Here is a 21,025-nt window from a genome sequence, read left to right as displayed (position 1 = left end):
ATCCACCAGCCCGCCGCTGTCCCCGGGCCGGGCGGATCGAGCGGTCCAAAGACACCTTGAGGGCGAGGTCGAAGTGAGCACAACCTATACAGATCTGAGCTCAGCGCGATTGGTCGAGCTGGCACTGGAAAGACAAGAAGGTCAACTGGCCGCCAATGGCTCGCTGGTCGTCAGGACCGGCAAGCGTACCGGCCGTTCACCGATGGACCGGTTTATTGTTCAGGAGCCCGGCACCGAGAATGCCGTTCACTGGGGACCGATCAACCGACCGTTCGACGCCGACAAGTTCGACGCGTTGTGGGACCGGGTGGAGAGCTACCTCTCCGCCAAGGACCACTTCCTGTCCCACGTCCACGTAGGTTCTGACCCGGCCCATTACCTGCCGGTACAGATGCGCACCGAAACCGCATGGCAGAACCTGTTCGGTCGCAATCTGTTTATCCGTCCGGACAGCTACAACCCGTCCTCGAAAGACGAGTGGCAGATCCTCAACGCGGCCAACTTCGAGTGCGTCCCGGATCGGGACGGCACCAACAGTGACGGCTGCGTGATCATCAACTTTGCCGCCCGCAAGGTTCTGCTGGCCGGCATGCACTACGCCGGCGAGATGAAAAAGGCCATGTTCTCGGTGCAGAACTTCCTGCTGCCCGAGAAAGACGTTCTGCCCATGCACTGCTCTGCCAATGTGGGCGAAAACGGCGACACCTGCCTGTTCTTCGGCCTTTCCGGCACCGGCAAGACCACCCTGTCCGCCGACCCAGACCGTTACCTGATCGGTGATGACGAGCACGGCTGGGGTACCGGCACCGTCTTCAACATCGAGGGCGGCTGCTACGCCAAGTGCATCGACCTGAGCAAGAAGAACGAACCGATTATCTGGGACGCCATTCGTTTCGGCGCCATCGTGGAAAACGTGGTCATTGACCCGGACACCCGCGAACCGGACTACACCGACGTTTCCCTGACCGAGAATTCCCGCTGCGCCTACCCGCTGGAGCACGTGGAGAAGCGCGTCGAGGAGAACCGGGCTGGCGAGCCTTCCCACATCGTATTCCTGACCTGCGACATGACCGGCGTACTGCCGCCCGTGTCCATTCTCAGCAAGGAAGCGGCTGCGTACCACTTCCTGAGTGGCTACACCGCGCTGGTGGGCTCCACTGAAATGGGCTCCTCCTCCAAGCTGAAGTCCACTTTCTCCACCTGCTTCGGTGCGCCCTTCTTCCCGCGTCCGGCCGGTGTCTACGCCGAGTTGCTGATGAAGCGGATGGACGCCTTCGGCAGCAAGGTTTTCCTGGTCAATACCGGCTGGACCGGTGGTCCCTACGGCGTGGGCGAGCGCTTCAGCATCCCCACCACCCGGGGCATTATCGCTGCCATCCAGAACGGCGACCTGGACAACGCAGAAACCGAGCACCTGCCGACCCTGAACCTGTCCGTACCCAAGGCGGTACCGGGTGTCGACAGCAACCTGCTGAACCCGCGCAACACCTGGGCCAGCAAGGAAGACTACGACGCCAAAGCGGCCGAACTGATCAGCCAGTTCGTGGAGAACTTCAAGAAGTTCGAGGTGTCTGACGCCATCGTGGCGGCTGGTCCGAAGCTGTAATCGTACCAGGCCAGAAGAAAGCGCCCTGCCCCCGGCACGGCGCTTTTTTTATTCCCAGCCCCCCCAGGCGGCGAACCGGACGAACTGTCCGCCCCATCATGGACAGCCGTTCAGGGGCAGGAAAGCACGTCAGGACTTTCCTGCGCTCAGGATGGTTGGTAGGTCACCCGTCCGTCGCATACGGTCCAGCGAATGACCCCTTTCAGGGCCTGACCTGGTACAGGCACGTGAACCCCCCGGGATATCAGGGACGGCGGACCGGCCTGCCAGGAGTCACCGAGGGACCATAGGCTGAAGTTCGCCGCTCGTCCGGGCTCAAGGCCGGACGTCTGACCAATGACGGCAGCAGGCCCGTCGGTCATGGCTCGAACCAGCGCCTTGAGGGACAATTCTTCCTGCTGGACCAGGTTCAGTCCCATGGAGAACAGGCTCTCCACAGTGGACATCCCGGGTTCAGTAATACCCAGGGGCGCCTGTTTGGCGGCGGAATCATGAGGCTGGTGCTGACTGACAATGGCATCGATGACACCGTCTTCCACCCCCTTGAGCAGGGCCTTGCGGTCCGCCTCGGTGCGTAGCGGCGGAACCACATGGTAACGGCTGTCAAATCCGGACAGGGCCTCTTCGGTGAACACCAGCTGGTGCATGGCCACGTCGGCGGTGACGGCGACGCCACGGCTTCTGGCCTCGGCGACCATCTCCACGCTGCGGGCGCAGGAAAGCTGGCCCAGGTGCAGGCGCACACCGGTTTCCTCGGCCAGCAGCAGCATTTCCATGACCGAGGCAGTTTCTGCCACTTCCGGCACACCCAGCAGACCCAGACGGGCGGCTACCTTGCCATCATGGGCATAGCCATCCGCCGCCAGAGCCTGATTCACAGGCTGCAGCATCAGGGTCAAATCAAAGGTTCGGGCATAGGCCATGCAACGACGCAGGATGCGGGCATTGGCCATGGCATGGGTGCCATTGCTGAACGCCACACAGCCGGCATTACTGAGCCCCACCATGTCGCTGAGCAGCTCCCCCGCCAGGCCCCTGGTGGCAGCGCCGACCGGCAGCACCCTGACTGCAGCGGAGCTACGGGCCACATCCCGGATCAGGTTGGTCACTGCGCCGGAGTCGTTGACCGGCGAGGTATCCGGCGATGCACACACGGTGGTGAACCCGCCCCGGGCAGCAGCGCGGGTTTCCGAGGCGATATTGCCCTTCTGGCCATTGCCCGGCTCCCGCAGGTTGCAGCAAAGGTCCACGAAGCCCGGCAGCAGGGTCAGACCACCGGCATCGATGACCCTGCCGGCGGATTCGGTGATCGCTTCCGCACCCATGGCCTGGATAATGCCGTCGCGAACAAGCAGACTGACCGGACCCTCACTGACAGACAGACGCGCGTTATCAATGCGCAGGCTGGCGCTCATTGCTCACCTCCCTGCTGGCGGGATCGCCCGGCACGCTCTGCCACCTGGCCGCTCATGGCCATGGACATCACTGCCATGCGGATGGCTATGCCGTTGGTGACCTGGCTGAGAATCACCGACTGGGGTCCGTCGGCCACGGCGGACTCAATCTCCACGCCCCGGTTGATAGGTCCCGGGTGCATCACAATACAGTCCGGCTTTGCCAGGGCCAGTTTCTCGGTATCCAGGCCATACAATCGGTAGAACTCACGCTCGCTCGGCAGCAAGGCACCCTCCATCCGCTCTTTCTGAAGGCGCAGCATGATTACCACATCCAGGTCTGCCATGCCCTTTCTCATATCGTATTCCACCGTGCAGCCCAGGCTGTCCACATCTGCGGGCAGCAAGGTTCCGGGTGCAATCAGCCTTACCTCCTCTGCACCCAATGTCTGCAGGGCACGAATCTGGGAACGGGCCACCCGCGAGTGAAGGATATCCCCCACGACGGCTACCTTCAGGCCCTCGAACCGGTGCTTGTTCTGACGGATGGTCAGCATGTCCAGCATCGCCTGGGTGGGATGGGCATGGCGACCGTCACCGGCATTGATAATGGCCACTCCGGGGGTAACCGACTCGGCGATAAAATGGGGGGCTCCGCTCTGGGAATGACGGACAACGAACATGTCGCTGGCCATGGCTTCCAGGTTGAGCAGGGTGTCCGACAGGGACTCGCCCTTGGATGTGGCGGAGGTGTTGATGTCCAGGTTGAGCACGTCAGCAGACAGGCGCTTGGCCGCCAGTTCGAAGGTGCTGCGGGTGCGGGTGCTGGACTCGAAGAACAGGTTGACCACCGTACGCCCCCGCAGCAGCGGTACCTTCTTGATGGTGCGTTCGCCCACCTCGATAAAGGAATCCGCCGTATCGAGAATGTCGGTCAGCATGACCCTGTCCAGCCCGTCCAGGGTAATAAAGTGACGCAACTGGCCGTCGCCGGTGAGCTGCAGATTACGGGAAGCCCTGTCATGGGCACTCAGGGAACCGGGTGCCTGATCCATCATGCCTTCACCTCCCGGAGCTCAAGGGCCAATGGCTCCGGTCCAACCAGCTTTACCCGCCGGGAAGGCGGCAGACTCAGTCGTTCTCCGCACACATCCGGTTGAATCGGCAGTTCGCGGCCGCCCATGTCCAGCAGGGCCACCAGGGAGATGGAGCTGGGCCGGCCATAGTCAAACAATTCGTTCATCGCCGCGCGAATGGTGCGTCCGCTCATGACCACATCATCCACCAGCACCAGGTCGCGACCCTCGGTCTCGAAAGGCAGATGGGAGGGGGTGACCCGGGGGTTGAGCCCGATACGGCTGAAATCATCGCGGTAGAAGGAGATATCCAGCTCGCCCCAGGGCTCTTCCAGCCCCAGCCGCCGGTGCAGTTCGCTGGCCACCCAGACACCACCCGTACGGATACCCACCAGCAGGGGGCGCTGGATGTCCCGTTCATTCAGGTAACGACGAAGCCCTAGCTCAATTTCATCCAGCAAGGCGGGAACGGCGGGTAAATCAGTCATGACAGTGTCACTCTCCCGTTGATGAGTCCTCGGATCTGTCTCGCTGGTCATTGAACCAGCTCTCCAGGATCAGTACAGCCGCCAGGTCATCCACGCCATGGCGACCGAAGTCACTGCTGCCGCCCCGGGCCAGCACCGCGTCCTTGGCTTCGAAACTACTCAGGCGCTCGTCCATCATTTCCACTGGCAGGTGATAACGCCCATGGATGCGTTGGCCGAATTTCCGGGCCCGGGCGCACATGTCGCTTTCAGTGCCATCCATGTTCAGGGGCAGGCCCACCACAACCAGGTCCGGCTGCCACTCGGCCAGCAGCTTTTCGATCTGCGGCCAGTCCGGGATGCCGTCGCGGGCGGAAACCATGGCCACCGGGCTTGCGGTGCCCAGCAGGGACTGACCGAATGCCACACCAATGCGACGCAGACCAAAATCAAACGCAAGCACCTGATGCCCGCGCGTTTGCCGCACGTCTGGTTCAGGCATGGCCCACCGACTGGTCCAGCTGGCCCGGATCGATCCCCATCCTGGCCAACACGGTTTTGTAACGGTCCTGCCACGGAATGTCGAACAACAAATTGTCGCTGGCCGGACAGGTCAGCCAGGCGTTGCCAGCCAGTTCTTCTTCCAGCTGGCCGGCACTCCAGCCGGCGTAACCCAGGGCCACCAGGTAGCGCTCCGGGCCGGCATCATTGCCGATGGCCTGGAGAATATCCCGGGAGGTGGTGACCTGAATATCCTCACTCACGGCAACCGTGCTCTGCCAGTCACCATAAGGCGGGTGCACCACAAAACCACGTTCCTGCTGGACCGGACCACCGGCAAACACTGGCGCCTCAAGGTGCCCGCCATCCATATCCAGCTGTTCCAGGATTTCCCCCAGGGAAACATCCAGCGGCTGGTTGATCAGCAGGCCGAAGGTACCGTCGTCGCCATGGTCGCAGATGTAGACCACGCCACCGTGGAAGTTGGGGTCACCGAGCCAGGGCGAGGCCACCAGAAAGTGGTCTTTGAGGTTCTGCAGGGGCGGTTGGCGGTCAGTCATCCCGACGACAACCCCCGGCGCTGGAACGACCAGGTACGTATGATTTCAAGCTCATCGGTCTTCTCACGCATTTCCTCCGGGAATGGCGCAAAGGGTGCGGCAAGACGGATGATACGGATGGCGGCATCATCGAGAACCGTGCTGCCGGAGGATTCAAGAATATTCACTTCCTTAATGGTGCCATCCTTGCGCAAGGATACCAGCAAACGCAGGTCGCCGTAGATACCCCGGCTACGGGCTTCCTCGGGGTAGTTGCTGTTACCCACACGCGTTACCTTGTCGACCCAGTTACGGACATACCAGGCATTGGACGACTGCAGGGTGGAAGCCGCGGTCACCCGGGTCACCCGGGGGCGACGGGCGTAGGACTGTTTCTGGGCATCAAGGCGGGCTTCCAGGCTGGCGATTTCCAGGCTGCGCTCCATCAGGCTTTTCTTCTCGGCCACCGGCAGGTCCTCTTCCGGTTGCTCCTCGCTTTCTTCAGGGGCCACAGCTGTCTCTGACGGCGCCCGGGTCTGCACCACTTCACGCTCTGCCTGCGGCTGGCGCTCGGTCACCGTCGGCGGTTCGGGCTGTATCGGTGCCACGTCACGGGCGTTGACCTCTGCCACCTCCGGTGTGGTCTGCTCGAGCTTTTCCTCGGCCTCCCCGCTGCCCTGCTGATTCGTGGCCGCCAGAAAATCAGCCTCGTCCGGTGCCTGCTCGTCATCGAACCGGGACAGGGTGATTTCCATGGTTGAGGCGCTGGTGGCCGGCTCCTCCGGGGCAAACGTTACCCCCAGCAGGACCACTGCATGCAGCGCGAGCGCCATGAACAAAGTAAACATCAGGCGATCGTTCGCCGTGACCTGTGCTGCCATTCCTGCCACTTCCAGGGGTTTCGGATTCAGGGAATCGTTCTATTATCCCAGACGACGCTCGATGGCATCCATGAGCTGGCCCGCAATATCGATACCGAAGGCGGCATCCAGTTCCCGAACGCAGGTGGGACTGGTCACGTTGATTTCAGTGAGATAGTCCCCGATCACATCAATGCCTACGAAGATCAGGTTCTTCTCCTTCAGCACAGGGGCGACACGCTCACAGATTTCCCGGTCCCGGGCTGTGAGTTCCCGACCCTCACCGCGACCACCAGCGGCCAGGTTGCCACGGTTCTCGCCGACGGAAGGTATCCGGGCCAGGGCGTAAGGCACCGGCTCACCCTCGATCAGCAGGATGCGCTTGTCCCCGTCGGTAATCTCCGGAATGTACTTCTGGGCCATACACTGGTGCTGGCCGTCGTTGGTGAGGGTTTCGATGATTACCCCCAGGTTGAAGTCATTCTCTCGAACCCGGAAGATTGACTTGCCGCCCATTCCATCCACCGGTTTCATGATCACATCACCATGTTCCCGGTAGAACTCCCGCAGACGCTCGGAGGAGCGGGTAACAATCAGCGGGGGGGTGCAATCCTCGAACTGGGTCGCAAACAGCTTTTCGTTGCAGTCCCGCAGGGCCTGGGTCGGATTCACCACCAGCGCACCCTGACGCTCGGCCGCCTCCAGGATATGGGTCGCCATCAGGAATTCACGGTCCACCGGGGGGTCCTTGCGCATCAGAATCGCATCCAGGTCACCCAGGGCAATGTCGTCTTCATGGCCGAAGCTGTACCAGTGGGCCGGATCCATCTGAACATCCAGTGACCGCACCCTTGCCCGGGCCTGGCCGCCTTTCATATACAGGTCCGGCAGCTCCATGTACTCCACCTGCCAGCCCCGTTGCCGGGCCGCCCAGAGCATGGCCAGTGAGGTATCCTTCTTGAACGAAATATCCTGGATCGGATCCATCACTACGCCGATTCTGAGTGTCATCGAGTCTCTCCGGTCAATTGACGAAAAACAGGAACCCGTCTACAGAGCATACTGATCAAACGGTGCTATGCTGCATCATGATGGTATTGTACCGGGCGCCGGAATGCACCTGTGATTGCAGCGTGTCGAATATCCGTCACTGCCGGGCATCAAAACTGTGAGCGCGTACAATACGTCACAAACTGAAACTTTGTTGCACGTCACGAATATCCTATAAATAGAGGGGCTTGATAGAACACCTTCAATTTGTGTGTTAAAAAGCCACTCTCTGAACAACGACACTCGCAGAGCGCAAGGCAGTTGCACAATGGATGACAACTTCGAAAATCTGAAAATCATGGTGATTGACGACAGTAAAACCATTCGTCGCACCGCAGAGACGCTGCTCAAAAAAGTGGGCTGCGAGGTAATCACCGCGACCGACGGATTCGATGCGCTCGCCAAAATAGCCGATTCCCACCCCGACATCATTTTCGTGGACATCATGATGCCACGTCTGGATGGCTATCAGACCTGCGCCCTGATCAAGAACAACTCCGCATTCCGCAAGACACCCGTTATCATGCTGTCCAGCAAGGACGGGCTGTTCGACAAGGCCAAGGGGCGTATTGTCGGGTCAGACCAGTACCTGACCAAACCGTTCAGCAAGGATGAGCTGCTTAACACGATTCGCCAGTATGTTCCCCAGGCGGAACAGTGAATCCGCCCTACAAGAGAACCATCGAGGATAACATGGCCCGCATTCTGATCGTTGACGACTCCCCCACCGAAATCAAGAAAATTTCCACCATCCTGGAAAAACACAAACACGACGTCCTGACCGCTGATAACGGCGCCGATGGCGTAGCCATGGCACGGGCCGAGAACCCGGACCTGGTGCTGATGGATGTGGTCATGCCCGGACTGAACGGCTTCCAGGCTACCCGGCAGCTGACCCGGGCACCGGAAACCGCCTCTATCCCCGTGGTTATTGTGACCACCAAGGACCAGGAAACCGATCGCGTCTGGGGCACCCGTCAGGGGGCCAAGGGCTACCTGGTCAAGCCTGTTAACGAGAACGACCTGATCAGCACCATCAACAGTCTCGTGTCCTGAAAAAACGCCCTATGGAGTAAGCATGTCTGCCCAGGCCACACCCTTTGCCGTACTGACGGATATTGCCCGGCGAAGCCGGTCCCTGGCTGCCGGCCTACCGGAGCAGCAGGAAGCGGTGACCCTCTGGAACGGCATCGGTTTCATGCTGGCCGGTCAGCGCTTTGTTGCCCCGATGGGCGAAGTGGTCGAGATTCTTCACCTGCCCCGCTTCACTCACGTGCCAGGGGTTCGCCCGTTCATGCTCGGCGTGGCCAACGTTCGTGGCCGCCTGCTGCCACTGATCGACCTTGCCCAGTTCTTCGGCCTGCCACGAACTGCCCGCAGCAACCGTGACCGGCGGGTGCTGGTGGTGGAACAGGACGACATCTTCACCGGCCTGGTAGTGGATGATGTGGCCGGTATGCAGTATTTCGCCGAGGACAGCTTTGTGTCCCGGTCAGAAGATATCCATGAAGCAGTGACCCCCTTCGTGCAAGGGGGCTATGTCCGTGACGATGAAATCTGGAACGTGTTCTCAACTTTTGCGCTAATCGATGATGAGCGCTTTCTGGATGTGTCACAGTGGTAATGTTTACGGCCGTGCCGGCATTGCTGGCCGACTTACCCTCCGAAACCTATTTGCCAAAAAGAAGAGAGGCCGGGAGCCAAAGATGAAAAACAAAGCCGGAAGATTCAGCATGGGACAGGGCGCCAACAAGCTTGTTGCCGGCCTGATCGCAGCGCTGATCGTACTTACCGTGCTGCTCGTTGTTGTCCTGTTCATCATCAACCAGAACAGCCGCAACGATCAGGAATATATTGCCTATGCAGGTGAGTTGCGGGTACTTTCCCAGGAAATCACCAGTAACGCCACCGAGGCAGCCGACGGTAACGAAGAAGCCTTCAGCCGGCTGCAGGCCAGCCGTAACGAATTTGCGGAGCTGTGGGGCTACATCCTCGAGGGCAACCCGCAGACCGGCCTCCCGGCCAGTGACCTTGCCGCCGAGAGTCAGGTACAACCGTACTGGGACACCGTTCGGAACAGCGCCGACAGCATCGTGAACACCCGCGAGGAAGTACTGGGCCTGCACGAGGTTGCCAGCACCCTGAACGAAACCATTCCCCGCCTGCAGGTGGAGTACCGGGACATTGTCTCCGTACTGCTGGATAACGACGCCCCGGCTGACCAGGTAGCCCTGGCCCAGCGTCAGTCGCTGCTGGCAGAGCGTATTGCCCGGGCGGTGAACAGCGTTCTCTCCGGTGAGGAAGACGCGGTCGTCGCCGCTGACCGTTTCGGACGCGACGCCACCGAGTTCGGTCGGGTGCTCCAGGGTCAGCTGGAAGGCAACCCGGCCATGAGCATTTCACGCATCGATATTGAGGAAGCCCGCTACGGCCTGGAAGCGGTACAGGAGCTGTTCCAGTACGTTTCACAGAACATTGACGCGATCCTGGAGGCATCTCCCGACCTCTACAGCGTCCGTAACGCCTCCAACGATATCTTCCAGAACTCCCAGCTGCTGCTGCAGGAAATATCCACCCTGGCGGACGTGTTTGCCAGCCAGGCCGGCGCCCGTGCGATCAGCCCGCTGCTGGCTTACCTGATCCTGGCACTGATGGTCGCAACCGTTGTCGCCATCGGTGTGGTGCTTTACCGCGCTGCCCAGGAGCGCCTGGCCCAGACCCAGGCCCAGAACGAACAGAACCAGAATGCGATCCTGCGTCTGCTGGACGAACTGGCCGACCTGGCGGATGGTGACCTGACCACCGAGGCCACGGTAACCGAAGACTTTACCGGCGCCATCGCTGACTCCATCAACTACGCGATTGACCAGATGCGTGGCCTGGTACAGGCCATCCGGGGTACGGCGGTACGGGTAGCCTCTGCCGCCCAGGAGTCCCAGTCCACTGCCATGCAGCTGGCGGACGCGTCCGAGCACCAGGCCCAGGAAATCGCCGGGGCCTCCGCGGCGGTTAACGAGATGGCCGTATCCATCGACCAGGTCTCCTCCAACGCCGCCGAATCCACCGCGGTTGCGGAGCGCTCGGTTGCCATCGCCAAGAAAGGCGCGGAAGTGGTGCAGAACACCATCCGCGGCATGGACAACATCCGCGAGCAGATCCAGGAAACCTCCAAGCGGATCAAGCGTCTGGGTGAGTCTTCCCAGGAAATCGGCGACATTGTATCGCTGATCAACGACATCGCCGACCAGACCAACATCCTGTCGCTGAACGCTGCTATCCAGGCCTCCATGGCCGGTGATGCGGGCCGGGGCTTCGCGGTGGTTGCCGACGAGGTTCAGCGCCTGGCGGAACGTTCCTCTGCCGCCACCAAACAGATTGAAGCCCTGGTAAAAACCATCCAGTCGGATACCAACGAAGCGGTTATCTCCATGGAACACACCACCGCCGAGGTGGTCCGTGGTGCACGCCTGGCCCAGGACGCGGGTGTCGCCCTGGAGGAAATCGAAAACGTTTCCATGAGCCTGGCGGAACTGATCCAGAACATCTCCAACGCGGCACGCCAGCAGGCCTCGTCGGCAGCGCACATTTCCAACACCATGAACGTTATCCAGGAAATCACCTCCCAGACCTCTTCCGGTACCAATGCCACGGCACGGTCCATCGGAAACCTGGCCGAGATGGCTTCCGAGCTGCGGTCTTCGGTTGCCGGCTTTACTCTGCCGGAAGAGGACCAGGCCGACATCGTGGAGCACGAGGAAGACAACAACGTGCCGGTGGTCAGCTGACCACCGTTGCCAGGGGCAATGAGGGTTTATGGCTGAAGCACCCCGCAACCTGTCTCACGGCTCCGAACACTGGGTGCTGCGCCCGCTCCCGGACATGGACGAGGCGCAGTTCCACCAGTGGAAGACGTTGCTGGAACACCGGACCGGCATGGCCCTCGCCCCTGAGCGCAAGTCCTTCCTGGAAACCAACATCGGCATCCGCATGCGCGAGATCGGATGTGGCAGTTTCCAGGCCTATTACGAAAAGATTGTGGCCGGACCGGAAGCCGTCGTGGAATGGTCCACACTTGTGGACCGGCTTACCGTCCAGGAAACACGGTTTTTCCGGGATGGGGATGCCTTCCGGCTGGTGTCTGACTATGTGATGACCCGGCCGCGGGAGCAACTGCGACAGCGCCCGCTGGAGGCCTGGAGCGTTGGCTGCTCCACCGGCGAGGAAGCCTATACCCTGGCGATCCTGCTGAATGAATGTATGACGCAGCTGAAGCTGCCACCGCTTTACGGAGTGACCGGTTCTGACATCAGCAAGCCGGCCCTGGAAAAGGCGCAAAAGGGGCTTTTTAATCCCCGGCGCCTGAACGGCATGGATGACAGTCTCCGACAGCGGTATTTCCGGGCAGGGGCCCGTAACAGTGCAGAAATTGAAGAGCGCATTCGCGAGCGTGTCTGCTTCACCCGGCTCAATGTGCTGGACCTGAAGCGGGCACCCATGCAGGGGATGAACATCATTTTCTGCCAGAACCTGCTGATCTATTTCCGTCGCTGGCGCCGGCGGGAGATCGTCACCAGGCTGGCGGAACATCTGGCCCCTGGTGGCCTGCTGGTGCTGGGACAGGGTGAAATCACCGGCTGGCAACCGCCGGGAATGCAGCGGGTTCCCTCGGAACATGTGCTGGCGTGGATTCGCCGCCAGTCAGACGACGAATAACCGGAGTGGTTATGGGCAACAACCATGACAGTATCGCCCTGGACTGGGTTCGTGGCGAAATAGAACAAACACTGACGCAGGGTCAGCAGGCGCTTGAAGCCTATGTCGAGAACCGTGATGACACGGCACGCCTGCGTTTCTGTCTCAATTACCTGCACCAGGTAAACGGCACACTCCAGATGGTCGAGCTTCAGGGCGCCGCCCTGCTCACCGAGGAAATGGAAAAGCTCACCCAGAGCCTTCTCAGGGGCGAGGTGTCGGACACCGACCAGGCCCTGGACAGCCTGATGGAAGCCATTCTCCGGCTTCCCCGGTATCTCGAAAGCCTGCGCAACAGCGCCGACGACCTGCCTCTGACCCTGCTGCCCTTGCTCAATGACCTGCGAGCGGCCCGGGGCGAGGGCCTGCTGTCCGATCTGTCACTGTTCCGTCCCGATATGAGTCAGGCCCGCTTCGAGGCCTCCCCCCGGGTGGCGCGCCTGCTTCAGGATCCCAAGGTCCTGGCCAACGTCGGCAAGCTGGGGCAGATGTTTCACCGGGCGGTGAGCAGCATCGCACCCGGCAGCAGCAATGACGTTCAGTACGACAACCTGCAGAAGGTTAACCAGCGGCTGGTCAAGCTCTGCACCAGCACCCCCCGTGAACAGCTGTGGCGCGCCTCCGGTGGTTTCATCGAGACCTTGCAGCAGGAGATCAATGAGCTGACCCCGGCCACCCACGCGCTGCTGAAGGAACTGGACGACGAGATCCACCGCCTTACCCGGGAGCCCAACGACATCCTGCGGCAGCCGGTACCGGAAACCCTGTTTCGTAACCTGTTGTACTACATCGCACAGGCCCATGAGGCGACGTCGCCTTATATTACCGACTTGCGGGAAAGGTATCGCCTGGAGCAGGCCATGCCCACGGGCACCCGTGTCGACAGCGCCAGCGGTCCCGGCCGGGAAGCTATCCACTCGGTGGTCCTGGCGCTTAACGAAGAGGTCGCCCGGCTCAAGGATCAGCTTGACCTGTTTGTGCGGGATCAGAACCGCCAGAACCAGGATCTGGAAGAACTGCTGCCGGGCCTGCGCCAGGTAGCCAATACCCTGGCCGTACTCGGCCTGGGCAACCCCCGCCGCATTATCGGGGAGCAGCTTGACGTGGTGGAGCGTCTGCTGGACCAGAGCGAAACCGTGGATGACGGCACCCTGCTGGACATCGCCGGCGCCCTGCTCTACATCGAAGCCACCCTTTCCGGCATGGACCGGGACCACAACCTGACGCCCGAAGGCGCTGACCGGGGAGAGTCCGAAGAAGTCGCCGGGCCGGGCCGTCAGGAACTGGGTGATGCCCACACCGCCCTGCTGCGGGAATCCCGTAACGCCCTGGAACAGGTCAAGAGTGCGGTGGTCAATTTCATCGCCTCCCAGTGGGACCCGAGGGAAATCGAACACGTGCCGGAGATGCTCGCCAGTATTGAGGGCGGCCTCAAGGTCATTCCACTGGAACGACCAGCCATGATACTGACAGCCGTCCGCGACTACATCCAGCAGGTGCTGCTGGAGCGCAAACGAATTCCGGACTGGAAACAGCTCGATACCCTGGCTGATACCATTACGAGTATCGAGTACTACCTTGAGCGCCTCTCCGACGGCATCAGCGACAACGAGTCCGTTCTGCGAGTGGCCGAAGAAAGTCTGCGCACCCTGGGCTTCCCCCCGGGTGCCGAGCCCACCTGGGCCGAAGACGAAGTCGCCGCGACCGGGATTCCTGAAGCGCCAGAAGCTGCTCCGCCACAAGCGCCGGAGCAGACCACCAAGCACTCGGATCTGGAACTGGTGGACGACGAGATCCTGGAAATCTTCGTCGAGGAAGCCGGCGAGGTTATGGATACCATCAACACCTGGTATCCCCGCCTTCGCCAGGACCATGACGACCGGGAAGCCCTCACCGAAGTGCGCCGTGCCTACCACACCCTCAAAGGCAGTGGCCGGCTGGTGGGGGCCACCAGCATCGGTGAGCTGGCATGGTCCATCGAGAACCTGCTGAACCGGGTTCTGGATCAGACCCTCCGGCCCACCGAGGACCTGTTCGCCCTGGTGGATGAGGTCAACAACCGCATTCCCACCCTCATCGAGGAGTTCCGTACCGGAAACGCAACCGGCGATGTGGATGCTCTTATCCAGCGGGCCGAGGCCATGGCCAACACCCGCAAGACCGGCAATGGCGAAGAGGCCGGGCCTGTGGCCACGGCGCACGATGAAACCGCCGGGGAAGCCGCCGAGACTCCCGCCGGCGAACCCGGAGCCACCGGCAGCGTCGAAAGCAACTTCGACGATGATGACCTGATCGATGACGAGATCATTGAGATCTTTGTTGAAGAGGCCGGCGAGGTACTCGACACTATCAACGAATACCTGCCCATGCTGCTTCGTCAGTATGACGACCGCAGCGCCCTGGCCGAAGTGCGGCGCGCGTTCCATACCCTCAAGGGCAGTGGCCGCATGGTCGGTGCCAGCATTGTGGGTGAACTGGCCTGGGCCGTCGAGAACATGCTTAACCGCATTATCGACGGCACGGTATTCATGAATGACGACATTGCCGGACTGCTGCGGGAGGTCACTGACACCGTTCCTGCGCTGGTCACCGATTTCGAGCAGCGCCGCACCCCCACCGTGGACACCACGGAGCTTCAGCAACGGGCCACGGCCCTGGCCAATGGCGAGATTCCCGACACCCGGGCCATGCCCGTCAGTGAAGCACCAGACACTCAGCCGGAGGAAAGCGAACAGGGGGACGCTGTCACCGAAGGTCTGCCCGCCGGGGAAGCCGAAACTCAAGCCGGATCCACAAACGCCGACACTACCGGGGAAGAGGGCAGCGATGACCTGGTGGATCCGATTCTCGTGGAAATCTTCGAGAGCGAGGCCCGGACCCACCTGGCCGCCCTCGAAAACTTCCTTGAAGATGCCGGGGGCCGCAGCAGCGTGGCCTATACCGACCAGGTGTCCCGTGCCCTGCATACCCTCAAGGGCAGTGCCAATACCGCCGCCATCGAACCGATTGCCCAGGTGGTGACGCCTCTGGAGCAGTTCGTCAAGCAGGCCCGGGCCGAAAACCGTCGCGCGGACGGCGACGTTATCGGGCTGATTCACCAGTGCTGTGAATTCCTCAGGACCGGCCTCGATCAGCTGAACACGTCTCCGCAACGACCGCTGGCTGGCACCGAATCCTACCTGGAACAGCTCGCCGCTGTGTCTGCCCGAACCCTGGGCCGCCGCGACAGCGACGACGAGGAAGCAACCGGCGGCACCGACAGCCAGCTGGTCTCCCTGTTCCTCAACGATGGTCTGGACGTGCTGCTGGACGCAGACCGTATCGTTCAGGACTGGGCCGCCGACCCGTCGCAGACCAGCGACATGGACCGCCTGTCCCACGAGCTGGAACAACTCACCACCGGTGCACAGGATGCCGGCCTCGCAGATGTTGCCGCCCTCACTGAAGCCCTCGCCCGGGTCTACCACAACGCCCTGGCGCATCCGGAAGGCCCTGATGACTGGTTCATGGAAACCGTTCAGTCTGCCCATGAGCACCTGATCAACCTGATGGACCAGGTCGCGGCCGGCCTGGCGACCCAGCCGGACCATACCCTGCTGACCGAACTCCAGGTACTGGCAGACTCCCTGTCCACTCCGGATATCGAGTCCGACGAGCCGGAAGACATTGACTACGACAGCTACGAGCTGCCGGCCGCAGAGCCGGAAACCGAAAGCCACCGTGACGGCGACTCCGCTGATGACGTTGACGACGAGCTGGCGGAGATTTTCCTCGAGGAAGCCCAGGATCTGATTGCCAGCACGGCGGATGCCCTTGAGGCCTGGCAGTCCCGGCCAGACAACAGCGACATGCTGCGCCTGCTGCAACGGGACCTGCACACCCTCAAGGGAGGTGCCCGCCTGGCGGGAATCCAACCCATCGGAGACCTGGCCCACGAACTGGAAACCCTGTTTGAAGGCCTGGCCGAGCACCGTCTTGGAGTTACCGAGGAGCTGTCAGACCTGCTGTTCCGCTGCCATGACCGCCTGGCCGGTATGGTGGAATCCCTTGCCGAGGGAGAAGCCACTCGCCCCGCTCCGGACCTGGAAGCAGACATCCGCCTTTACATGGACACTGCCAGCGGCGAACGTCCGGTTACCGATATCCCGGGCGCCGGGGCACCGGAACCCTTCCGGGAAGAGGCGTCCGGGGCGGCCGCCAGGGAGCAGGAGGCCCCCGAAGATCAGGAGCCACCGGAAGAGCAGGATGACGCCACCGGGTTCCCGGAAGCGGAAATCCTTGCAGACAGCGACACAGACGATCTCAGCGAAGACCTGTCGGGGCTGGATGTCAGCGATCTGGAAAACGAGCTCGAGCAGCTGCACGAGGATCTGGACGAAGTCGCCGGCGAGCCCCGTCCGGAGGATGAGTCGGAAACCATTGCCACGGAAGCCTCCGACCAGCCTGCGCCAGCAGAGAACGGTGAAACCTACGATCTCTCACACCTCGACCCGGACCTGGTAGCGATCTTCCTGGAGGAAGCCTACGACCTGATCAACGCCACCGGCAGCGCCCTGCACAGCTGGAGCGAGAACCCGGCGGATACCTCCCTGGCCGGAGAGCTGCAGCGGGACGTGCATACCCTCAAGGGCAGTGCCCGCATGGCCGGCGTGGACCCCATCGCCGACCTGACCCATGTGCTGGAGGACCTGTTCGAACGGGTGGCCGATGGCCGCATTGGCGCCAGTTCCGCCATGCTGGACCTGCTGTTTGCCTGTCACGACCGGCTGGCGGGCATGGTGGACGAAATTGCCACCTCCCGGCCCTGTGCCCGGGCGACCGATCTGATCAACCGGGTACAGGCCATTATCAATGGCGAACCCGACGGCGCAGCCGCTGACAAAGCAGGCCCTGATGTCGCCGCAACACAGCAGCCGGAACCCGTCGGGGGTGTGTCTGAAGGCCCGGAAGCGGAAGCCAGCGAAGAAGCTCCGGAGCTCACCGCTGATGAGATCACCGGTATGTTCCTCGAGGAAGGTCTCGACATTTGCGAGTCCATCGAGGAAAGCCTGTCCCACTGGCGGGAGGAACCAGAGCAGCTGACCGGTATTACCCAGCTGCAACAGGAACTGCACACCCTCAAGGGCGGCGCACGCCTGGCGGATATGGACGCCGTGGCCGACCTGGCCGAAGCCTGGTCGGATGCCCTCGGCCCGCTACTGGAAGGTTCCGGCAATCAGCCCCTGGTGCTCACCCTGAGCGAGCGGGCCAATGGCGGCCTCCGGGCCATGCTGGACCAGCTGGAGGAAGGCCACCGGCCGAAACCGGATGCGGGCCTGCTGCGCTTGCTTCAGGAAGCTGCCAGCCACCTGGATGAAGGTGAGGACGAAACTCCGGAATCAGCCTCTGCCGACGAGGAGGCCCCCGATACGGAAGTACTGGAAATCTTCCTGGAAGAGGCCGGGGAAATCCTCGACCAGCTGGAACAGCTACTGGCTGACTGGCGCCAGGAACCGGAAAGCCAGCATTTCAGCCAGGAAGCCCAACGGGCCCTGCACACCCTTAAGGGCGGCGCACGCCTGTCCCGTCAGCCCGGGCTGGGTGACCTGTCCCATGACTTTGAGACCCTGCTCACCGAGCTGGACGACCAGTCCCCCGGCCCGGAGGACTGGAAGAAAATCACTGAGCACCATGATGCCCTGATCGCGTCGGTGGCGAAGGTCCGTGAGCATTTCGAGGGCTACCTGGCCAGCCAGGCCACTCCTGCTGGATCCGCCAGTGACGAACGGCAGCCTGCCTCGGCACCCACGGCTGAGCCGGCACCGGCCGCGAAGCCGCCACAGCCGGCCCGCAAGGCCATCGAGAAGCGTCGCAAGGACAGTGCCCGCGCGGCCCAGGAAACCATCCGCGTGTCCGCGCCCCTGTTGGACGAGCTGGTCAACCTGGCTGGTGAAACCAGTATTACCCGGGGTCGCCTGGAACAGCAGAACAGTGATTTCGGCCATACCCTGGATGAAATGGCAGCCACCATTGACCGCCTGCGGGAACAGCTGCGGCGAATGGACATCGAAACCGAAGCCCAGATCCTGTTCCGCGCCGAGCAGGAGCACGGCCCCGACTATGGCGAGGACTTCGACCCGCTGGAAATGGACCGCTATTCATCGATCCAGCAGCTCTCCCGTGCCCTGAGCGAATCCGCCTCTGACCTGGCGGACCTGCGGGAAACCATGTCTGACCGGGTGCGGGATACCGACACCCTGCTGGTCCAGCAGTCCCGTATCAACACGGAACTGCAGGAGGGTCTGATGAAGACCCGGATGATTCCGTTTGCCTCCATGGTGCCGAGGCTGCGGCGGATTGTCCGGCAGATCAGCGGCGAGCTGGACAAGAAGGTGGAGTTCGACGTTCGCAACGCAGAGGGCGAGCTGGACCGTAACATACTGGAGCGGATGGTGGCGCCCCTGGAGCACATGCTCCGGAATGCCCTGGACCACGGCATCGAAAGTCCGTCCGATCGGGCCCGGGCCGGCAAGCCGGAAACCGGCCAGGTGACCCTGACCCTGGCCCGAGAGGGCGGCGAGGTGGTCCTGCGGATGATGGACGACGGCGCCGGCATTCCCAGCGAGGTCATCCGCCGCAAGGCCATCGAGCGCGGCCTGCTGGGCGAGCACGAAGACCTCAGCCAGCGGGAAATACTGCAGTTTATCCTGCAGCCGGGCTTCTCCACCGCCGAGGCAGTCACCCAGATCTCTGGCCGGGGCGTGGGCATGGACGTGGTGGCCAGCGAGATAAAGCAGCTCGGTGGCAGCCTGGACATCGACTCACAGGTGGGCCATGGCACCACCTTTACCGTGCGCCTGCCGTTTACCGTATCGGTCAACCGGGCCCTGATGGTTTCCACCGGCGAGGACTTCTATGCCATCCCGCTGAATACCATCGAAGGCATTGTGCGGGTGAGCACCTGGGAGCTGGAAGAGTACTACCAGCCTGAGGCCCCACTCTACGAGTATGCCGGCCAGCAGTACCGTCTGCAGTACCTGGGCGGTTTGTTACACAGTGACCACAGGCCCAAGCTGCAGGGGCAGGCACTGCCATTGCCGGTGATCCTGGTGCGGGGCTCCGAGCAGCCCATGGCGCTGCAGGTGGACAGCCTGCTGGGCAGCCGGGAAATCGTGGTTAAATCCCTCGGGCCCCAGTTCAGTTCGGTGCGTGGGGTATCTGGTGCCACCATTCTGGGTGACGGTAACGTGGTGGTGATTCTGGACCTGCCGGCCATGATCCGTTCCGATATCCTGTCCGAGCGTCAGCGACTGGCCGAGCAGGCGGCCCAGCAACAGCAGTACCGGGAAGACCGGCCTACCCTGGTTATGGTGGTGGACGACTCGGTTACCGTACGCAAGGTTACCTCGCGCCTGCTGGAGCGTAACGGCATGGAAGTGGTGACCGCGAAGGACGGCCTGGATGCCGTGGCCCAGTTACAGGACCACAAGCCGGATATCATCCTGCTGGATATCGAAATGCCGCGAATGGACGGCTTTGAAGTGGCCAGCTTCGTGCGCCACGATGACGACCTTCGGGATGTGCCCATCTGCATGATCACCTCCCGTACCGGGGCCAAGCACCGGGAACGCGCCCTGGGCCTGGGCGTCAATGAATATCTGGGCAAGCCGTTCCAGGAAACCGAGCTGCTTGAAACCATTGAACGCCTGACCAGCGAAGAGCCAGTAAACGGAGAGGGGTGATGACCACGGACGGCGGGCGACCGGCTGTAGCCATCGTCTCTGATGATGTGTTGCAGCGTCACCGCCTGCAGGAAGCGACAGGTCGATTTGGACTACGGCCGGGCTTTTCCGGTTCTCCGGAGCGCATATTGGGTTACCAGGTCCTGCCGGACGCCGATCTGTGGCTGATCACCCTGGAGGACGAGGCGGATCACCCGCAACTGTTCGACCACCTGCTGGATCATACCGACGCCCCCATCCTGTTCGGTATTGATCCGGCACCGGGGTCGGGCACACGGGACTTCGTCCGCTGGGAGCGGCGCCTGCTGGAAAAGCTTGAACAACAGCTCGGCCCGCTGGAGCAGACCGATTCCGGGGAGGACCTGGCGGAACTGGCCACGCAGCCATTGGCCCCAGCCAACGGCGGGGCGATTGAGTTGCCTGCCTGGGTTGCCCCGGCCCACCCGGGGCAACCTGCAGAGGAGGTCTGGATACTGGGCGCCTCACTGGGCGGACCGGCTGCGGTGAAGAGTTTTCTGGATCACCTGCCACCCGGCTTGCCGGTGGGCTTTGTGTACGCCCAGCATATCGACGGCAATTTCACCGATGTGCTGGCCCGGGTTCTTGGCCGTCACGCCCATTACCGGCTGCAACGGGCGGAGGAAGGCATGCGTATCACCTGTGGCCGGGTCACGATCATGCCGGTGGAACGGGAATGGGGGCTCACCGCCGATGGGGCGCTGACAGAGAAGGACCGGCCCTGGCCCGGTCCCTACGGTCCCTCCATCGACCAGGTGCTGCTGAACGTTGGCGACCATTTCCGGGGTCGCTGCCATGCCATCCTGTTTTCCGGCATGGGAAACGATGGCGCTGTCGCCGCCCCCATGCTGAGGGCCTTCGGCAGCCATATCTGGGTACAGGCCAGTGACACCTGTGCCAACAGTGCCATGCCGGAAGCCGTTGCCGGCACTGGCTGTACCAGCTTTTCCGGCTCGCCGCAGGAGCTGGCCCGGGCACTGGTACGAACGCTGGCCGATGCGGCCCTGCTGAAACCGACTTCGTCGCAGGATGCAACCTGAG

15 protein-coding genes are annotated in these 21,025 nt (G+C 62.1%); 8 read left to right on the top strand and 7 right to left on the bottom strand.

Annotated features, from left to right (window positions below; translation table 11 throughout):
* Positions 1-16: 16 nt before the first annotated feature.
* Positions 17-1,606 carry a phosphoenolpyruvate carboxykinase gene (locus ACESMZ_RS09175; RefSeq protein ID WP_372957339.1) on the top strand — a complete coding sequence of 530 codons (1,590 nt, stop codon included), beginning with the start codon at positions 17-19 and terminating at the stop codon, positions 1,604-1,606.
* 146 nt (positions 1,607-1,752) lie between these two features.
* Here the strand turns inward: ACESMZ_RS09175 and ACESMZ_RS09170 are convergent, their stop codons facing one another.
* From ACESMZ_RS09170 to gshB, 7 genes are read right to left on the bottom strand one after another with little or no spacing between them, the layout of a single operon-like run.
* Positions 1,753-3,021, bottom strand: a complete 1,269-nt coding sequence (locus tag ACESMZ_RS09170; RefSeq protein WP_372957299.1) for a dihydroorotase — start codon at positions 3,019-3,021, stop codon at positions 1,753-1,755.
* Positions 3,018-4,055, bottom strand: a complete 1,038-nt coding sequence (locus tag ACESMZ_RS09165; protein ID WP_372957340.1) for an aspartate carbamoyltransferase catalytic subunit — start codon at positions 4,053-4,055, stop codon at positions 3,018-3,020. Before ACESMZ_RS09165 ends, ACESMZ_RS09170 begins: the two co-directional genes overlap by 4 nt.
* Complete coding sequence (pyrR, locus tag ACESMZ_RS09160; RefSeq protein WP_372957300.1) at positions 4,055-4,564, bottom strand: bifunctional pyr operon transcriptional regulator/uracil phosphoribosyltransferase PyrR; 510 nt, start codon at positions 4,562-4,564, stop codon at positions 4,055-4,057. The genes ACESMZ_RS09165 and pyrR overlap by 1 nt, the downstream gene beginning before the upstream one ends.
* A 7-nt stretch (positions 4,565-4,571) precedes the next feature.
* On the bottom strand, positions 4,572-5,045 hold the full coding sequence (gene ruvX, locus ACESMZ_RS09155; RefSeq protein ID WP_372957301.1) for a Holliday junction resolvase RuvX: 474 nt from the start codon (positions 5,043-5,045) through the stop codon (positions 4,572-4,574).
* The gene (locus ACESMZ_RS09150) at positions 5,038-5,604 is read right to left on the bottom strand and encodes a YqgE/AlgH family protein (RefSeq protein ID WP_372957302.1); all 567 of its coding nucleotides are present in this window, start codon (positions 5,602-5,604) and stop codon (positions 5,038-5,040) included. Before ACESMZ_RS09150 ends, ruvX begins: the two co-directional genes overlap by 8 nt.
* Positions 5,601-6,464, bottom strand: coding sequence for an energy transducer TonB (locus tag ACESMZ_RS09145; protein WP_372957303.1), 864 nt, complete (start codon positions 6,462-6,464; stop codon positions 5,601-5,603). Before ACESMZ_RS09145 ends, ACESMZ_RS09150 begins: the two co-directional genes overlap by 4 nt.
* Before the next feature lie 42 nt (positions 6,465-6,506).
* Positions 6,507-7,454, bottom strand: a complete 948-nt coding sequence (gene gshB / locus ACESMZ_RS09140; protein ID WP_372957304.1) for a glutathione synthase — start codon at positions 7,452-7,454, stop codon at positions 6,507-6,509.
* Between the two features lie 307 nt (positions 7,455-7,761).
* Between gshB and pilG the strand changes: the two genes are divergently transcribed.
* The 7 genes from pilG (at position 7,762) to ACESMZ_RS09105 (ending at position 21,024) form a co-directional block, all read left to right on the top strand.
* Positions 7,762-8,154: a twitching motility response regulator PilG gene (pilG, locus tag ACESMZ_RS09135; protein WP_091852009.1), complete on the top strand. Its 393-nt coding sequence runs from the start codon at positions 7,762-7,764 to the stop codon at positions 8,152-8,154.
* Positions 8,155-8,186: 32 nt separating this feature from the next.
* Positions 8,187-8,549, top strand: a complete 363-nt coding sequence (gene pilH / locus ACESMZ_RS09130; protein WP_372957341.1) for a twitching motility response regulator PilH — start codon at positions 8,187-8,189, stop codon at positions 8,547-8,549.
* Positions 8,550-8,571: 22 nt separating this feature from the next.
* Positions 8,572-9,117, top strand: coding sequence for a chemotaxis protein CheW (locus tag ACESMZ_RS09125; protein WP_372957305.1), 546 nt, complete (start codon positions 8,572-8,574; stop codon positions 9,115-9,117).
* Positions 9,118-9,199: 82 nt separating this feature from the next.
* On the top strand, positions 9,200-11,278 hold the full coding sequence (locus tag ACESMZ_RS09120) for a methyl-accepting chemotaxis protein (protein WP_372957306.1): 2,079 nt from the start codon (positions 9,200-9,202) through the stop codon (positions 11,276-11,278).
* A 28-nt stretch (positions 11,279-11,306) separates the two neighbouring features.
* Positions 11,307-12,206, top strand: a complete 900-nt coding sequence (locus ACESMZ_RS09115; RefSeq protein ID WP_372957307.1) for a CheR family methyltransferase — start codon at positions 11,307-11,309, stop codon at positions 12,204-12,206.
* 11 nt (positions 12,207-12,217) lie between these two features.
* Entirely contained in the window at positions 12,218-19,966 is a 7,749-nt protein-coding gene (locus tag ACESMZ_RS09110) for an Hpt domain-containing protein (RefSeq protein WP_372957308.1), read from the top strand.
* A complete protein-coding gene (locus tag ACESMZ_RS09105) occupies positions 19,966-21,024 on the top strand; it encodes a chemotaxis protein CheB (RefSeq protein ID WP_372957309.1) in 1,059 nt (352 codons plus the stop codon). Before ACESMZ_RS09110 ends, ACESMZ_RS09105 begins: the two co-directional genes overlap by 1 nt.
* Position 21,025 lies beyond the last annotated feature (1 nt).

This window comes from Marinobacter sp., from assembly GCF_041690615.1.
Classification (GTDB): Bacteria; Pseudomonadota; Gammaproteobacteria; order Pseudomonadales; family Oleiphilaceae; genus Marinobacter.
The sequence above is the reverse complement of the archived record's forward strand: the minus strand, read 5'-3'. Positions and strand labels throughout refer to the sequence as shown.

Bases quoted from the DNA above. Each gene is read 5' to 3' on its own strand.
- ACESMZ_RS09110 (WP_372957308.1), top strand. From the start codon at position 12,218: ATGGGCAACAACCATGACAGTATCGCCCTGGACTGGGTTCGTGGCGAA.
- pyrR (WP_372957300.1), bottom strand. From the start codon at position 4,564: ATGACTGATTTACCCGCCGTTCCCGCCTTGCTGGATGAAATTGAGCTA.
- pilH (WP_372957341.1), top strand. From the start codon at position 8,187: ATGGCCCGCATTCTGATCGTTGACGACTCCCCCACCGAAATCAAGAAA.
- ACESMZ_RS09125 (WP_372957305.1), top strand. From the start codon at position 8,572: ATGTCTGCCCAGGCCACACCCTTTGCCGTACTGACGGATATTGCCCGG.
- ACESMZ_RS09115 (WP_372957307.1), top strand. From the start codon at position 11,307: ATGGCTGAAGCACCCCGCAACCTGTCTCACGGCTCCGAACACTGGGTG.
- ACESMZ_RS09170 (WP_372957299.1), bottom strand. From the start codon at position 3,021: ATGAGCGCCAGCCTGCGCATTGATAACGCGCGTCTGTCTGTCAGTGAG.
- ACESMZ_RS09150 (WP_372957302.1), bottom strand. From the start codon at position 5,604: ATGACTGACCGCCAACCGCCCCTGCAGAACCTCAAAGACCACTTTCTG.
- ACESMZ_RS09145 (WP_372957303.1), bottom strand. From the start codon at position 6,464: ATGGCAGCACAGGTCACGGCGAACGATCGCCTGATGTTTACTTTGTTC.
- pilG (WP_091852009.1), top strand. From the start codon at position 7,762: ATGGATGACAACTTCGAAAATCTGAAAATCATGGTGATTGACGACAGT.
- gshB (WP_372957304.1), bottom strand. From the start codon at position 7,454: ATGACACTCAGAATCGGCGTAGTGATGGATCCGATCCAGGATATTTCG.
- ACESMZ_RS09105 (WP_372957309.1), top strand. From the start codon at position 19,966: ATGACCACGGACGGCGGGCGACCGGCTGTAGCCATCGTCTCTGATGAT.
- ruvX (WP_372957301.1), bottom strand. From the start codon at position 5,045: ATGCCTGAACCAGACGTGCGGCAAACGCGCGGGCATCAGGTGCTTGCG.
- ACESMZ_RS09120 (WP_372957306.1), top strand. From the start codon at position 9,200: ATGAAAAACAAAGCCGGAAGATTCAGCATGGGACAGGGCGCCAACAAG.
- ACESMZ_RS09165 (WP_372957340.1), bottom strand. From the start codon at position 4,055: ATGGATCAGGCACCCGGTTCCCTGAGTGCCCATGACAGGGCTTCCCGT.